Origin of the sequence: Sphingomonas sp. T1, from assembly GCF_902506585.1 — a bacterium.
In the GTDB taxonomy this organism is placed as follows: Bacteria; Pseudomonadota; Alphaproteobacteria; order Sphingomonadales; family Sphingomonadaceae; genus Sphingomonas; species Sphingomonas aerolata.
The window spans coordinates 1,859,951-1,876,561 of sequence record NZ_LR733875.1 but is presented as its reverse complement, the minus strand read 5'-3'; the positions used below and the strand labels follow the sequence as shown (position 1 = coordinate 1,876,561).

Sequence of the window (16,611 nt, the reverse complement as noted above, 5' to 3'; positions counted from 1 at the left end):
ATACTTGCAACGCCCGATATCCGAGGTAGTGTGAGCGCTATCGCAACTGCTAAATTGCGCATGTCCTTCTGAAGTCGGAGAGATGCAATTCGGTCGCCCATGCCCCACGCACGATGAGGCAATGCGACCCATGAGGGGAGGCAAGGATGGGCTCGACGACGTCTGCTGCTTCCACCGTTGCGGCCCAAAACCCGACGCTAGCCCGCCGTGGCCCTGCAGTCGCGCACGTGATCAGCGTTGCCGCGCTTACCTGCGCGCTGCCCGCCTTCGCGCAAGACATTGCCATTCAAAGCAACATGCTACCCCTGCCCGCAATAGACGAGGCTGGTAACGACATAGTCGTCAGCCTCCGCGCACGCACGGCGGTGATGCCCGGCTCGATCGAAAACGACGCCCCGACACACCGTCTGGTGGCCAGCCCGCCTCACCACCGCGATCGTATCCACCGTTTCGTTCGCTCCGGGCTCCAGCCCGTCTGACCTGCCAGAGGACCCATCGAATCATGCAACGCCTGCCCGTGCGTCTCGCCATCGCCGTCCTTCTCGCCAGCAGCGCGTCCGCCGCGCTGGCCGCCCCGCGCCTCGACGGCGTGCTGACCGATCACGCGGTGATCCAGCGGGGTCAGCCGATCGCGCTGACCGGCGAGGCGGCGGCGGGGGAGACGGTGATGATCACGCTGGCGGGGCGTTCGGTCACGGCAAAGGCGGACCGGGCCGGCCGCTTCGCCGCGGAGCTGCCCGCGCTCGACGCCGGCGGTCCCTATGATCTGACGATCGCGGCGCAGAGCGGTGCGGCGGTGCTGCACGATGTGCTGATCGGCGATGTCTATCTTTGCTCGGGACAGAGCAACATGGAACTGGCGGTCAGCGAGGCGCAGGACCTGATCCCCGACGCGCATGCACCCGTCGACCCCAGCCTGCGCCTGCTGACCATCCCGAAGCGCGCCGCCGCGACGCCCGTCGCGCGGCTCGACGATGCGGTGCGCTGGACCGTCGCCGGCCCGGCGAGCCAGCCCGCCTTCTCCGCGGCCTGCTTCTACATGGCGCAGGCGCTCCGGCGGAGCGCGGCCGTGCCGATCGGTGCGATCCATGCGAGCTGGGGCGGGTCGCGGATCAGCGCGTGGATGAGCGATCCCGCGCTGCGCCAGGCGGGGCTCGGCGACCAGGCGGATCTGCTGGCGCTCTATGCCCGCGATCCCGCGGCGGCGAACCGGCGTGCGATGACGCTGTGGGAGACCTGGTGGCGGACCGGATCGGGCGACGCGGTCGGGCGCGAGCCGTGGCAGCCCGGCGCCGCGCTCGACTGGCAGGCGGTGCCCGCGATGACCAATTTCGAGACCTGGGGCATCGCCGACCTCGCCAGCTACAACGGCATGCTGTGGTATCAGCGCAGCGTCGAGATCACCGCCGAACAGGCGCGCGGTCCCGCCACGCTCGTGCTGGGGACGATCGACGATGCCGACCGGACCTGGGTCAACGGGATCGGTGTCGGCGGCAGCAGCCTCGCCTCACAATCGCGCGTCTATGCGCTGCCCGTCGGCACGCTGAAGGCCGGGCGCAACGTCATCACCGTCAACGACGACGACGTCTATGCCTATGGCGGGATGACCGGTCCTGCGGACACGATGCGGATCACCTTCGGGGACGGGAGCAGCGTGCCGCTCGGCGATGGCTGGCGCTATGCGAAGGCACAGCGGATCGCGGGTTCCGCCCCCCGGGTGCCGTGGGACGACATCAACGGCGCCGGGACGCTCTACAATGCGATGATCGCGCCGCTCGGTCGGACGCGCGTCGCCGGGATCGCCTGGTATCAGGGCGAGTCCGACACCGGCATTCCGGGCTATGATCAGCGTCTCACCGCGCTGATCGCCGACTGGCGCACGCGTCTCGGCAGCCCGCAGGCCGGCTTCGCCATCGCCCAGCTCGCCGGCTACGGATCCCCGTCCTTTGCGCCAGGCGAGAGCGGCTGGGCCACTGTGCGCGATGCGCAGCGTCGCGTCGCCGCCACGGACCGCCACGCCGGCGTCGCGGTCACGCTCGACATCGGCGATGCACTCGACATCCATCCGGGCGAAAAACATGCGGTGGGGCAGCGCCTTGCCCAGGTCATGCGGGCGGCGGTCTATGGCGAGCGGATCGCACCCTCGGGCCCGGCCCTCGCCCGTGCGCAGCGTGCCGCCGGTGGTGGCGTCGCGCTCGACTTTTCCGGCGTGACCGGCGCGCTGCACGCGAAAAGCGCGCGCGAGGCGATCGGGTTCGAGCTGTGCGGTGCCGCCGCCGCAAGCTGTCGCTACGCATCCGGCACGGTCGTCGGCACGCAGGTGACGCTGCCCGGCGACGGCCAGCCCGTCACGCGGGTCCGCTATGCCTGGTCGGACGCGCCCGCGATCAACCTGGTCGACGATGCGGGGCTGCCCGTCGGCCCGTTCGAAACACCGATATCGTGATGCGACCGCTGCGGCATCCTGCGACCATGGGGAATACGATGATGCGCACGACTATGATGCCCACCCGGCGCGCGGCGATCGGCCCGTCGCTTGCGCTTGCAATCGCGCTCGTCGCGGCCCCGGTCGCTGCGCAGACCAGCCCGACCGCGCCCGACCAGGCCACGGTCATGGCCACGGCGCTCGTCGCGCAGCTGCGCGCGGACGAGAAGCTGCCGCAACTGCTCAACGTCGCGCCCGCAATCCCGCGGCTCGACATTCCGGCCTATAACTGGTGGACCGAATCGCTCCACGGCGCGCTGGGCCCGATCGCGACGACCAATTTTCCCGAGCCGATCGGTCTGGCCGCGAGCTTCGATACGCCGCTCGTCCAGGCGGTGGCCGGCGCGATCAGCACCGAGGTCCGCGGGCTTCACACGCTGGCGCGCGAAACCGGGCGGGTCGGGCATATCGGCACCGGGCTCGACAGCTGGTCCCCCAACATCAACATCTTCCGCGATCCGCGCTGGGGGCGCGGCCAGGAAACCTATGGCGAGGATCCCGTCCTGACCGCGGCGATGGGCGTCGCCTTCACCCGCGGCCTGCAGGGCCCCGATCCCGAGCGCCCCCAGGTCATCGCCACGCCGAAGCATTTCGCCGTCCACAGCGGGCCGGAAGCCACCCGGCACCAGGCCAATGTCTATGTCTCCGCGCACGACCTCGAGGATACCTTCCTGCCGGCGTTCCGTGCGGCGATCGTCGACGGACAGGCGAGGTCGGTCATGTGCGCGTATAACCGCATCGATGGTCAGCCCGCCTGTGCCAGCGACCCGCTGCTCAAGACGCATCTGCGCGGCGCCTGGAGGTTTTCGGGCTATGTCGTGTCCGATTGCGACGCGGTGAAGGACATTGCCGACAACCACAAATATGCCCCCGATGGCGCGGCTGCGGTCGCCGCGGCACTGCGCGCGGGTGTCGACAATGAATGCAGCGGGGATACGCTGAGCGACACGGCGGGGCTCGACGCCCGCTATCGCACCGCGTTGCGGCGCGACCTCGTCACCCAGGCTGATATCGACCGCAGCCTTGTCCGCCTGTTCGCGGCGCGCTACCGCACCGGCGATCTGCCCGGTCTGGCCGGCGCGCCCGCGGCGGTGCCGGTCGACGCGGTCGGTGCCGCCGAGCATCGTCGGCTCGCGCTGACCGCCGCCGAACGGTCGATGGTGTTGCTGAAGAATGACGGCGTCCTGCCGCTGCGCGCCGGGACGAAGGTCGCGGTCATCGGGCCGCTGGGCGACGCCACGCGCGTGTTGCGCGGCAATTACGCATCGCCCTTGTCGGGCCCCCCCGTCTCGATCGTCGAGGGTCTGCGCACGACGCTGGGCACTGACAGAATCACGCTGGTCCCGTTCGGTGAATCGGTGACCGACGGCGACCGCGTTCCGACCACCGCGCTGCAGACCCCCGACGGCAAGCCGGGCGTGCTCGCGCGCTATTACAACCCGGTCACCCCGCTGCCGACCGCTTTTGCCCCCGGCACGCGCGACGCGATCGTCGCGGCGGTGCGCTATCGGGACACCCCCTTCGTGACCCGGATCGAACCCGATGTCGGCGACCGTCAGCTCGCGCTGGCCGGGGTTGCGGACGTTCACCGGACGATCCGGACCGGATTCCTCATCCCCCCCGAAACCGGCACCTATCGCCTCGGCCTGTCGGGGGCGGGCGGCGTGCTGAAGGTCGACGGGGTGGTCGTGTCGGACCGTCGCAAGGCCCGCTGGAACGATCTGCCCGGAATGAAGACGCTCACGCTCACCGCCGGGCGACGCTACCGCATCGAGGTCGACGGCGGCGGCGGCGATCTCGTCTGGAAACGCGTATCGGACGATCCCGGTGCCGCGCTGAAACGCGCCGCCGCGGCGGCCGACATCGTCGTCGCGGTCGTCGGCCTCACCTCCGACCTCGAAGCCGAGGAAACCGGCGTCAGCGTCCCGGGCTTTGCCGGCGGCGACAAGACCACGCTCGACCTTCCCGCCGACCAGATCGCGATGCTCGAACAGGCGCGCGCCGCAGGCAAGCCGATCGTGCTGGTCGCGATGAACGGCAGCCCGATCAATCTCGCCTGGGCCAAGGATCACGCCGCCGCCATCCTCGAAGCCTGGTACCCGGGCGAACAGGGCGGTCTCGCCGCGGCCAATATCCTGACCGGCCGGACCAATCCGTCGGGCCGCCTGCCGCTGACCTTCTACCGCAGCGTCGCGGATCTGCCGCCGTTCGGCGACTATGCGATGGCCGGACGCACCTATCGCTATTTCACCGGCACGCCGGTCTATCCGTTCGGGGCGGGGCTCAGCTACACGCGCTTCGCCTATGATGCGATCCGGGTCGAGCCCGCGCCGGGCGGGGCGGAGACCGGCATCCGCGTCACCGCGCGGCTCCGCAATATCGGCAAGCGCGCGGGCGCCGAAGTCGCGCAGCTCTATCTCGATTTCCCCGACCGGCCCGGCACGCCGCGGATCGCACTGCGCGGATTTCGCCGCGTCGACCTCAACCCCGGAGAAACCCGCATGCTCAGCTTCGACCTGTCGCCGCGCGACCTCAGTTCGGTCGCGCTCGACGGCACGCGATCGGTCGCCGCCGGCACGTACCGCGTGACGCTCGGGTCGGGCCAGCCCGGCACCGGCGTTCCGGGCGCGACGACAAGGTTCGCGGCGCGCGCCTCCGCGGCGTTGCCACTATGATCGCCCGCTCGGTCCTGGTGATCGGCACCGCGCTCGCATTCGCCGGTGCCCCCGCCTCACCCGCCCACGCCGCCCCGCGCGATCCGCTTGCGGCGACCGGCCGGTGGAGCGCGAATGCCGATGGCCACGCCCCCGTCCCGCCGATGGGTTGGAATTCATGGAACGCGTTCAACAGCGATGTCGACGAGGAGAAGGTGCTCGCCTCCGCGCAGGCGCTGGTCGACACGAAGCTGGCGACGCTCGGCTATCGCTACGTCAATATCGACGACGGCTGGTGGCTCAAGCGCCGCCAGCCTGACGGGCGGATGATCATCCGCACCAGCCATTTCCCGTCTGCGGCGACCGGCCCCGACACCAGCTTCCGCCCGCTCACCGACCGGCTCCACGCGATGGGGCTGAAGGCCGGGATCTATTCGGACATCGGCCGCAACAGCTGCGGCCAGATCTACACCCCGGATTTCAAGAACCAGCCTGAAGGCAGCGTCGCCGAACGCGAAGTCGGGCTCTACGGCCATGTCGATCAGGACATGAAGACCTATTTCCGCGACTGGAATTTCGATTTCATCAAGGTCGATGCCTGCGGGATCCGGGGGCTGCCCGCGGACGCGCCGCGCGTGCGATCGGGCCTGTATCGCGCGCTGCCACCGCTGGTCGACATGCAGTCGCTCGGCCGGTCCGACGTGGCCGGTATCCGCCGCCTCTACGAAGATGTCGGGGCGGCGATCCGCGCCGAGGCGGGGGGACGGCCCTATGTCTATTCGCTGTGCCTGTGGGGCGCGGGCGACGTGCGCGCCTGGGGGAAGGACGTCGGCAACACCTCGCGCACCAGCGACGACATCCAGCCGCTCTGGCCGCGCATGCTGACCAATATGGACACCGTGACGCACCGTGCGCTCTATGCGCATCCCGGGTCGTGGAACGACGCCGACATGCTGTTCGTCGGGTCGGGGGATTTCGATCGCAGCCATCTCGTCGAGGCGCGGGCGCATTTCACGCTCTGGGCAATGCTGAACTCGCCGCTGATCATCGGCTATGACCTGCGCAAGCTGACGCCCGATCTGCTCGCGATCTTCGGCAATGCCGACATCGTCGCGCTGAACCAGGACCCGGCCGGCAACCAGGCGGTGCTCGCCTATGACTCGGACGAGGTGCAGATCCTCGTCAAGACGCTGGCCGACGGCAGCAAGGGCGTCGCCGTCGTCAACCGGACCGCGCAGCCTGCCAAGGCGACGCTGACCGCCGAGCATCTCAAGCTGCGCCCCGATACAGAAGTCCGGTTGCGCGACCTGTGGAGCAAGGCGGACAGCAGCTTCCGCAAGGATATGGCCCTGTCGCTGGCCCCGCACGAAACGCGCGTGTTCCGCGCCGCGGGCACCCGGCGCCTTGCCGACGGGCTCTATCTTTCCGAACAGACCGGACGCGTCAATCCGGCGGTGGACGGCGTCGCATCGCCCCAGGCCGATCCGACCATCCACCATTCGATCACCCCCTGGATCGGCACGCACGGCCCGGGCGAGCATCCGCAATATGGCGGCTGGGGCGGGGCCGAGGCGGACCGGGCACCCTATGGCAAGCTGTTGCGGATCGCCGGGACGGACTTCGACACGGGGCTCGGCGTGCTCGGCCAGTCGCGTCTCGAGGTGCGCAATGCCGGGTTCACGCGCTTCGCAACGAAGGTCGGCGTCAACGATTCCGGCACCCCCAAGGCAGGCACGGTCACGTTCGAGGTCTGGGGGGACGGGCGGCTGCTCGCGACCTCGCCGGCGATGGCGTTCGGCATGGCCGCCGCGCCGCTGCGCGCGGACATCAAGGGCGTACGGATCGTCGAACTCGTCGCCCGCGGCAGCATCGCGACCGCGGCGCAGCCCGTCGCCTGGGCGGAGGCGGCGCTGCTGCGATAGGCTGCGACCGGCCTTCGCCTATCGTGGCGCGCCGCCCGACGGTGTCAGTCGCGAAAGGCGGAAGCTGTCGATGTCGACCCAGCCCTCGCTGCGGGCGTGCGCGTAGCAGAACAGCGCGAACTGCTCGCCCTGGAACGTGCCCGTCTGCCATGCGAAGGCGAGCGGGAAGTCACCGCCGAGCCCCGTCCAGCGAACACCGTCCGCGCTATAGGCAACCCGGCCCCGGCTCGTCGTGAAATCCATGTCGGTGCGCAGCCACAGCGTATCGCCCGGCGGCAGGTCGGTAGTGGCACGCGTTTCGGTCTGCGCGCCCTCGACCCGGTCCGTCGTCACTTCCATCGCGACCCGTGCCCGGCGGTTCGCGTCGCGCGTCACGGTCAGGTTCGCGCTGATCTGTCCCAGCGTGCCGAAACCGCAGCGATCGCCGGGTGCCAGACGAGCGATATCAAGCTTCACCTCGCCGCGGCTTGCAGGCCCCTGCCCCTTTTGCGTCAGCGTGTTGCGTGCGGTCCAGAACCGCTCCGCCACGGTCGGGCGCAACCGCAGCCAGCCGGGGCGTGCGGCAAGCGACCAGCGTGCCGGTTCGGGATTATGGTTCCACTGCCATTGCAGCCCGAGCCGCCGCCCGCCGAAGTCGTCCGACGTCGCGGGCTCGGCAAAGCGATGGCCCGCGATCGGCTTGGCTGCCTGACGCGGCACGCGGCCCGGGGCGGCGGGCGTCCCCCAAACCGGCCAGTCGTCGCGCCAGAAGACCGGGCTGATATTGGTCATCCGCCCGATCGCGCCGCTATCCTCCATCACGAACCCGAACCAGCGCCCGTCGGGCAGATCGACCAGCGCGCCCTGGTGCCCACCGGTCGTGTCGTCGATCTGGTCGCGGGTTTCCCACGGCCCGAACAGGCTGCGCGACCGCGATACGGAGAGTGCGAGCCGCGGCGGCAGCGCGTTGAACAGATAATAATAGTCGCCACGCCGCAGCAGCTTGGACCCTTCGGCCCCCTTGATATAATGGATCTTGCGTGATGCCGTGACGTGCGCGAGCGCACGATCGAGCGTCAGCAGCGTGATCGTCCCGTCGGCGGTGCTCGCAGTCGCGAGATGGGCGCGGCCATCGGGCTCGATGAACAGGCCGGGATCGAACGCCTGGCGATCGAGCTCGTGGTAGCGCCACGGGCCGCGCACATCCCTGGCATACCAGATCCGCGTATTCTGCCCGACCGGCGTATTGGCCAGATAATAGGTGCCCGCGTGATAGCGCAGGCTCGAGGCGTAGAGCCCCTTGCGATAGGCGTTGCCGTCGACCAGGTCATATTGCGGCCGACCCTCAAGACGCGGCACCAGATGCGAAGTGATCGTCCAGTTCACCAAGTCGCGACTGTGCAGGATCGTGATCCCCGGCGTGTTCGCAAAGGTCGTCGACGCGAAATAATAGTCGCGCCCGACGCGGATGATGTCGGGATCCGGATAGTCCGCATAGAGCACCGGATTGCGGTAGCTGCCATCGCCCTGATCCGACCGCCAGACCTGCGCCGAGGCCGCGGTCGCGAGGAGTAGGCCCGCAGCGATCGCCGATCCCGCCTTCATTTGCCGAACGCCAGCGCGCGCGCGAAGAACGGCATCATCTGGTCCTGCACACGTCCCGCAACGCCACTGGTATGATCACCCGGATAGAGGGCGAAGCCGTTGGCGATACCGTAGCGGTCGAGCGCCTCGTGAAATTTGACCGCGTCGTCCTTCAGGCCGTCGCGGTCGCCCACGTCAATCCCGATCGCGGCATAGCGGCGCAGGTCACCGGCATATTGGTCGAGCATGGCGAGCGGGGCGTTGGCGGCCCAGCGCGCGGTCACGTCGGGCTGGGGCTGGCCGTCCTTGACGGGCAGGTCGAGATAGAGCGGCGGGGCCTTGGGATTGGGCGACCAGGCGGCGGCGGTCGCGAGTTGCGCCCGCACGCCCCAGGGCAGCGTCGCGCCGTCGGCGGGCGATTTCAGCGCGCGGATCGTGGCCTCGACCGCGGCGTCGGGGGTGCCGAGCGCGCGCGTCGACAGGCAGCAGGGACTCATCATGTAGAGCGCGCCGAAAATATCGGCATGCTTCATCCCGATCCGTGCGGTGCCATAGCCGCCCATCGAATGCCCCGCGAGGCCGCGACTGCGCCGATCCGCGATCGTCCGGTAATGCGTGTCGACATAGCCGACCAGATCGTGCGCGACGAAGCGCTCGAAATCGCCCACCGTCACCGACCGCGAATAGAAGGATCCGTTGTGCACCGTCTTGCTGTCGGGCAGCACGACGATCATCTCGCGGACACCCTTGGCAAACGCCCCCTCGATCGTCTGCGGCACATGGATCTCGCCGATCCATTGCTCCACGCCGATCGAATAGCCGTGCAGCGCATAGACCACGGGATAGCGCTTGCCGGGGCTGGTCCGGTAGCCGGGCGGAAGAATGACGATGACCGCGCGGTCGGGACTATTCCCCTCCAGATTGCCGGTGATGGCGGGGGAATGGACGGTGATGCGCTCGAGCGTGACGGCCTTCGCGCCTGCCACGACCGCGGGCGCCGGGGTCTTCACCTGCGCGCCCGCACTCCCGATCGATGCCAGCCCCAGCGCCGCACCCAGCAGCCACGTTCCACCACGACTTCGCATCGCATCCCCCATCCATCATCGCCGCCGACCACGTCATGCCCGGCCGGCCGGTCAGCGCAGATCGAGCACCAGCACCGACTTTGCCGGGACGGTCACGCTGAGCGTCCCACCCGCGATCCGGGCATCGGCAAAGGGCTGCGGGGTCACCGCATCCGGCGAATCGAAGCTGTTATGCGCGTCCATCGTCGGACCGGTGACGATCCGGCCGCTCGCCTGGGTCGCCTGCAACCCCGTCATCGCGACCGAGACCGGCATCGCCCGATTGGGGTCGAGGTTGACCAGCGCGACATGCACCTGCCCCGCCGCGTCACGCACCGCCGACGCGCTGACCGCGGGCACCGCCACCTCGTCCTTGTGGTACCAAGGCGAAGTCAGCGTGATCGGCAGCGAGGTCGCGCCCTGCCACGGCTTGTACAGGTCGAACACCCAATAGGTCGGCGTCTTCACCATCCTGGCGCCGTCGGTCAGCAGCATCGCCTGCAGGACGTTCACCATCTGCGCGATCGCCGCCATCTTCACCCGGTCGGCATGGCGCGCGAAGATGTTGATGTTAAGCCCCGCGACGACCGCATCGCGCACCGAATTCTGCTGCTCGAGAAAGCCCGGATTGCTGCCCGGCGTCGGGTCATACCATGTCCCCCATTCGTCGACCGCGAGCATCACGCGCTTGGCGGGATCATATTTGTCCATGATCGCCGAATGCTTGGTGATGAACTCCTCCATCTGCAGCGTGTGCGCCATGGTGCTTGCCCATTCGCGCTCGGCAAAGCCCAGCGCTGGCCCCTTGTCGGCCCAGTTCTTGTCGCGCGGACGCGTGTAATAATGCAGCGCGAGCCCATCGATATTCTTGCCGGCGATGCGCATCATCGCCTCCGTCCATTCATAATTCGAATCGCTTGGGCCGCTCGCGATCTTGAGCATCGGGCCGTTGGCGGACTTGGCGAACTGGGCATAGCGGTTGGTAAGATCGGCGGCATATTCCGCACGCATGTTGCCGCCACAGCCCCATAATTCGTTGCCGATGCCGAGATACTGGATCTTCCACGGCGCGGCGTGGCCGTTGCGCTCGCGCTCCTTGGCCAGCACCGTGGTGCCTTGCGGCGCGGTCATGTATTCGACCCATTGCGCGGTCTCGGCAGGCGGTGCGCTGCCGACATTGGCCGAGACATAGGTGCTGCCGCCCAGCCGGTCCATCAGCCCGAAATATTCGTGCGTGCCGAAGCTGTTATCCTCGTTGACGCCGCCCCAGTTGGTATTGACCTTGGTCGGCCGCGCCTTGGTCGCGCCGATCCCGTCACGCCAGTGATATTCGTCCGCAAAACAGCCACCGGGCCAGCGCACCATCGGCACGTTGATCGCCTTCATCGCCGCGAGCACGTCGCGCCGGTAGCCGCCGTCATTGGGGATCCGCGAATTCTTGCCGACCCAGATGCCGCCATAGATGCCATGACCGAGATGCTCGGCGAACTGCCCGAACACGTCGCGGTGGATCTGCGGGCCGGGCTTGTCGGCCTGCAATGTCGCACTGGCCGTTTCCGCCGACAGGGTCTGCGCTGCGGCGGCGCCGGACAGCGCCATGCCCGCAAGGATCAGCGGCGCGAGCAACGACGCTGCGGTCATGCGTCCCATGCGACGAGGGCGGATGGCGCACGACCGTGCGAGGCGAGGACTGATCCGGTTCATGCTCTCCCTTTCGGCCCCTTGGCGAGGCCCCGTCTTTTGAATTTAATAGTAGGAGTAGTCGACTCTACGCATCCGTCAACTGCGCTTGGCGACCGACGGCCGTGTCAGGGTCGCTTGAACGTCCACCGTCCCGCCGGGCTTGCCGGATCGAAGGCCGCAAGAGTCGGCGTGCTCGCACCGATCGCGACCAGCGCGAGATCCTGCCCATCCCCGGGCACGATCTTCGGCTTGATCCGGTAACTGCCGTCGGTGAGCTGATCGATCTGCCATAGGGGCTCGGCGCCTGCGGTGGCGGCAGTGATCGTCTCGACCTCCCCGTTCGGGGTGGCGGCGAGCATGCGCGACGTGCCTGCGATCGCGATCCGGTAATAGGGGGCGCCGAAATAGCCCCCCGCCGCGGGCACCGGCGTGATCGTCCACAACTGATGCGGCCGCACCAGATAGTCCGCCAGATCCACCCGGATCCGCCCGCGTGGCCAGTCGGCAGCATCCTGTGCCAGCGTCTGATCTGGGATCGGCCCGACTGGATCGCTCGCGGCCGCCATGAAACTGCGGCGGACGTCGAACGGAATGCGGACGATATCGGTCGCCAGACTCAAGGCATAGCCGCTGCGCTCGGAGGCGATCTCATAGGTGCCCGGCGCCACCGTCTCGCCCACGACCGGCCAGCCGTCCGTCCACCGCAGGGGTTCGATCGCAAGGACACTCCGGCCGCTGCGATCCATGTCGGCTTCATAATGCAGCGACAGCTTCTCGACCCCGCCGGCGAGCGCGATCCGTCCGAAATGCCCCGGTCCGATGCGGCGACCGCGCGCGCTGACGACCATCTTGCCGCCACCCCGCAGCAGCGGGATCCCCATATGGTCGAGATAGGGGCCAAGCGGGCTGCGCGCCCGGCCTGCCCGGATGTGATAGGTCGAATTGGGCCCGTCGCAACACGTGCCGTGCGTCCCCAGCAGATAATAATAGCCGTCGCGATACAGCATCGCGGTGGCCTCCATGTCGATCGCCACGTCGACGGGGGCGTTGCCCGCCATGCGCAGTCCCGTCTTCGGGTCGAGTTCGATCATCCGGATCGGGCCGAAATAGGTGCCGTAGGTCAGCCACAACCGCCCCTCGGCGTAGAGAAACGCGGGATCTATCGCATCCGCGGTCTCGACACCGTCGCTCGACGCGACGACGCCGATGTCGTGGAACTTGAAGCGCGGCGATGCCGGATCGAGCGACAGCGTCCACATCATCTTGACCTGGCTGGCATGGCCGCCCCCCATGCCCCCGCCGCCGACCGCATAGGCAACGTAATAGCGGTCGCCGATCCTGATGACGTCGGGCGCCACCCCGCCGCCCGGCCGCTCGGGGCCGCCACGCCAGGTCCAGCCGTCGTCGGACACCAGCCCGCCGCCGCGGGTGCCGAACGTGTAGTATTTCCCGTCCGACAGCGTGACGGTCGAGGGATCGTGGATGAAGGGTTCGCCCGCCAGTTGCGCGGCGGCGGGCGCTGCGCCCGCAAACCCCAGGCACACCGCGATCAGTCCGCACCACATCCGGGTACCTCGCTGTTGCCGAACCGCGGTATCGCGACGGGGGTTATCGAACATGGGTCGTCAGATCGGTGATCGGGCGGCCGGCTTCGTCGACGAAGCGGACACAGAAGCTGCTCAGCCCGGGGCCGTTGATCACCGCGCCGCGGATGACGTTGCGTCCCTTGCGCAGCGTCAGGCGATCCGACAGCACGTCGTCCATCACCATGCGACGGTCGTTGAACAGCCCGACCGCCTCGGTGCCGTTCAGCCACCAGATTGATGCCGCGTTCGAACCGACCGCCAGGCGGACGTTGCGCTGCTCGCGGGGGCTGTCGACGATCGTCACCGCCCAGAATATCACGCCATAGGTCGGCGCCCCCAGTGCCTTGGCGAAGTCGAACAGCTTGACGTCGAACCCTTTCGAATCAAGTGCATGCCAGCGCAGTGGCGCGGCGGCCTTTTCGACCTGCCCGTCCCTCGTGATTGCGGCCGGCGACCCTGGCAGGGATGCGGTCAAGGCCTGCCGGACATAGGTGGCGGTAAAGCCGGTGTTCGTGCGGTTGGGTTTGGCGATGGGTTCGAGCAACAGCCAGCGGCGCAGAAAGCCGTCGCTATCAGGCGTGTTCGCCGCGTCCGACACCGCCGTGAAATAGGGCGCCAGCGCGGGTGGTATCGGTCTGGCCGCAATCTGGGGATCCGCCACGGCGGCGATTGAGTCCGGACCTGGCGCCACCAAAGGCTCCGCCGCCGTGCTGGGCGACAGGCCTGCCAGCAACGGCACGCATGCCCAGTGCACGAGCGATCCCCGCGGTGCGCGACTTCGATCGGTGATGAGCCCCGTCATCTCTCTCCCTCCGCCACGGCATCGGGTCGATCCACCGGCGCCTTCGCCCGATGCCTGCCCTGCTCGTAAGGTGCGAACGTAAGTCGATACCGCTATCATGTCCAGCCGCGTATCGGCTGGCTTTCCAGGTCCTAATGACATGGTAGCGCCGCCAGAAGTTAGCGCTATAGTCTGAGTAAGATTGACCGATCAGCAATCGGCGATACCGGGACTTGGGAGAGGGTATATGACGGGAACGGCTTGGTTTTGCCTGCTGGGGACACTGGTTTCGACCGCGACGCCCGGCGTGGCGCGTGCACTACCACGCGACGCCGCAGCCCCGCAGGATGCCACCGCACGACCACGTATCACCCCTGCCCGCACAGGTCGGGCTCCACGCCCGGACGCGGTTGCACCGACGCTTGGCGAGGCGGGCTATTACGAGGCGCCGGCCGTCAACGTGCTGGTCTTCTCGAACTGGTATGACGGGCTGTTCGCCGATTCGAAGATCAGCGGCGTCGAGATCATCCAGCAGGGCGAACGGATCGCGACCAATGGCGATGTGCGCCTGTCCGTCACGCCGGGGCAATGGGATGCGACCGCGCGATTCGTCGACCGGCAGGTCGATCGCGCGGCCGGCACCGTCACCGTCACGCTCGAATATCCCGACTATAACTGGCGATACCGGATCCGCTCCTCGACCAAGGGCGCGGCCGTCGCGCTGGCGGTGATCCTCGACGCGCCGGTTCCCGCGGCGCTTGCGGGCAAGGCGGGATTCAACCTCGAATTCCTCCCCGCCGCCTATTTCCACCACGGCTATATCGCCGACGATGGCAGCGGCGTCTTCCCGCTGCACCCCGCCGACACGATGACCGCGACGCCACAGCGCAATGCGGCGAGCGGTCGCGCCGAGGGGCTTGGCGCAGAGCCGAACGCCATTGCGCAGGGCACCCGCTTAGTCCTCGCGCCCGAGGATCCCGCCCGCCGCGTGACGATCCGCTCGAGCGCGCCGGTGCAGCTGTTCGACGGTCGTAATCAGGCGCAGAATGGCTGGTTCGTGCTCCGCTCGCTCCTGCCTGCCGGGCGGATCGGGACCGTGCTCGAATGGGAGGTTCAGCCGAACAGCGTCCCGGGCTGGCTGCGCGCGCCCGTGATCGCGCATTCGCAGCTCGGCTATGCCCCCGGCGCACGCAAGGTCGCGACGATCGAGCTCGATCGCAACGATCGCACGACGGCACCGGCGCGGTTGCTCCGGGTCGGCACCGATGGCAGCACGACCGCGGTCAAGACCGCACCGGCGACCCGCTGGGGCGATTATCTGCGCTACAATTACCGGCAGCTCGACTTCAGCGACGTCCGCCAGCCCGGGCTCTACATGCTCGAATATGGCGCAACGCGCACCGCGCCGTTCCGCATCGCCGACGACGTCTATGCGGGCGCATGGCATCCGACGCTCGACGTCTACTTCCCCGTCGCGATGGATCACATGTACGTGAACGAGGGCTATCGCGTGTGGCATGGCGACGCGCATCGTGACGATGCACGCCAGGCGCCGCTGAACCACGAGCATATCGACCTCTACGCGCAGGGGCCGACCACCGACACGAAGTACAAGCCGGGGGAGCATATCCCCGGTCTCGCGGTCGGCGGCTGGTTCGACGCGGGCGATTTCGACATCCGCACCCAGTCGCAATATCAGGTCGTCCGGTCGCTGGTCGACACGTGGGAGCAATGGCGCCCGACGCGCGACACGACCGCGGTCGACTGGACCCGTCGCCGGACCGAGATCCACGTCCCCGACGGCACGCCCGATCTGCTCCAGCAGATCCGCCACGGCACGCTCCAGCTCGTTGCCCAGTTCGATGCGGTCGGCCATGCGATTCACGGCATCGTCGAGCCCGACGTCGCGCAATATACGCATCTCGGCGACGCATCGACCAAGACCGACGGAATGATCCACGATCCGGCGCTGAAGATTGGCGAAGAGCGCGGTGGCCGCAGCGGGACGCCCGACGATCGCTGGGCCTTCACGACCAAGGCTTCGGCGCTCAATTATGGCTCGATCGCCGCGCTTGCCGCCGCATCGCGCTCGCTTGCCGAAGCCGATCCGGCATTGGCCAAGACGGCGCTGGGAATCGCGACGCGCATCTGGGCGGAGGAGCAGACTCATGCCCCCGACCTGTACCAGCATGGCAACACCACCGGTGGCCCGCTCGACTCGGAGCGGTTCGCCGCCGCCGTCGAGTTGCTGCGCACGACCCGCGACCCGCGCTACGCCACCGCGGTCCAGACGCTGTGGCCGGCGATGGAGCGGCGCTTCGCGTTCAACCTGCGCGACGCCGTCGCCGCGATCCCGCTCATGCCGCAAAGCTATCGCGAGGGCATGATCCCCGCGGTCCGCGCCTATGCGGCCGCGACGGTCAAGGCGGCCGCAGCAAACCCGTTCGGCGTGCCGATCACGACGGGCGGCTGGGCCGGAAGCGGCACGGTGATCGCCGGTGCGCTAAACGCCTATGCGCTGCACAAGGCGTTTCCCGACATCATGCCCGCCGATCCGGTGTTCCGCGGTGCGGAGTTCCTGCTGGGGCATCACCCCGGTTCGGACATCTCGTTCGTGTCGGGCGTCGGGACACGATCCAAGGAGGTCGCCTACGGCAACAACCGCGCCGACTTCTCGTTCATCGCCGGCGGCGTGGTGCCGGGTGTCCTGATCGTGAAACCCGATTTCCCCGAAAATCACGAGGACTGGCCGTTCTTCTGGGGTGAGAATGAATATGTCATCCCCGAAGGCGCGATGTGGATCGAGCTCGCGCACGCGGTTCAGGATCTCGCAGGCAAGCCCCTGGCGAAGTGACGCGCAGCGGGTGCCGCGC

At 68.3% G+C, this 16,611-nt stretch carries 10 protein-coding genes; 5 read left to right on the top strand and 5 right to left on the bottom strand.

The annotated features are described in order from the left end of the window. The first annotated feature begins 146 nt into the window (after window positions 1–146). From GV027_RS08435 to GV027_RS08420, 4 genes are read left to right on the top strand one after another with little or no spacing between them, the layout of a single operon-like run. A complete protein-coding gene (locus GV027_RS08435; protein ID WP_159511582.1) occupies window positions 147–479 on the top strand; it encodes a hypothetical protein in 333 nt (110 codons plus the stop codon). A 23-nt stretch (window positions 480–502) separates the two neighbouring features. Continuing rightward, a complete protein-coding gene (locus GV027_RS08430; protein ID WP_201302599.1) occupies window positions 503–2,446 on the top strand; it encodes a sialate O-acetylesterase in 1,944 nt (647 codons plus the stop codon). A gap of 41 nt (window positions 2,447–2,487) precedes the next feature. Further along, window positions 2,488–5,160 (top strand): glycoside hydrolase family 3 C-terminal domain-containing protein, encoded by a 2,673-nt coding sequence (locus GV027_RS08425; RefSeq protein ID WP_159512817.1) that lies wholly within the window; start codon window positions 2,488–2,490, stop codon window positions 5,158–5,160. Then, window positions 5,157–7,061, top strand: coding sequence for an NPCBM/NEW2 domain-containing protein (locus GV027_RS08420; protein WP_159511581.1), 1,905 nt, complete (start codon window positions 5,157–5,159; stop codon window positions 7,059–7,061). Before GV027_RS08425 ends, GV027_RS08420 begins: the two co-directional genes overlap by 4 nt. A gap of 18 nt (window positions 7,062–7,079) precedes the next feature. Here GV027_RS08420 and GV027_RS08415 read toward each other — a convergent pair whose 3' ends face one another. The 5 genes from GV027_RS08415 to GV027_RS08395 form a co-directional block, all read right to left on the bottom strand. Beyond that, entirely contained in the window at window positions 7,080–8,645 is a 1,566-nt protein-coding gene (locus GV027_RS08415; RefSeq protein ID WP_159511580.1) for a glycoside hydrolase family 43 protein, read from the bottom strand. Next, entirely contained in the window at window positions 8,642–9,709 is a 1,068-nt protein-coding gene (locus GV027_RS08410) for an alpha/beta hydrolase (protein WP_159511579.1), read from the bottom strand. Before GV027_RS08410 ends, GV027_RS08415 begins: the two co-directional genes overlap by 4 nt. Before the next feature lie 51 nt (window positions 9,710–9,760). Continuing rightward, complete coding sequence (locus GV027_RS08405) at window positions 9,761–11,329, bottom strand: alpha-L-arabinofuranosidase C-terminal domain-containing protein (protein ID WP_159512816.1); 1,569 nt, start codon at window positions 11,327–11,329, stop codon at window positions 9,761–9,763. Between the two features lie 167 nt (window positions 11,330–11,496). Further along, a complete protein-coding gene (locus GV027_RS08400) occupies window positions 11,497–12,936 on the bottom strand; it encodes a family 43 glycosylhydrolase (protein ID WP_159512815.1) in 1,440 nt (479 codons plus the stop codon). Between the two features lie 43 nt (window positions 12,937–12,979). Further along, window positions 12,980–13,759, bottom strand: a complete 780-nt coding sequence (locus GV027_RS08395) for an acetylxylan esterase (protein WP_236559117.1) — start codon at window positions 13,757–13,759, stop codon at window positions 12,980–12,982. Window positions 13,760–13,985: 226 nt separating this feature from the next. Between GV027_RS08395 and GV027_RS08390 the strand changes: the two genes are divergently transcribed. Further along, on the top strand, window positions 13,986–16,592 hold the full coding sequence (locus tag GV027_RS08390) for a glycoside hydrolase family 9 protein (RefSeq protein WP_159511578.1): 2,607 nt from the start codon (window positions 13,986–13,988) through the stop codon (window positions 16,590–16,592). Window positions 16,593–16,611 lie beyond the last annotated feature (19 nt).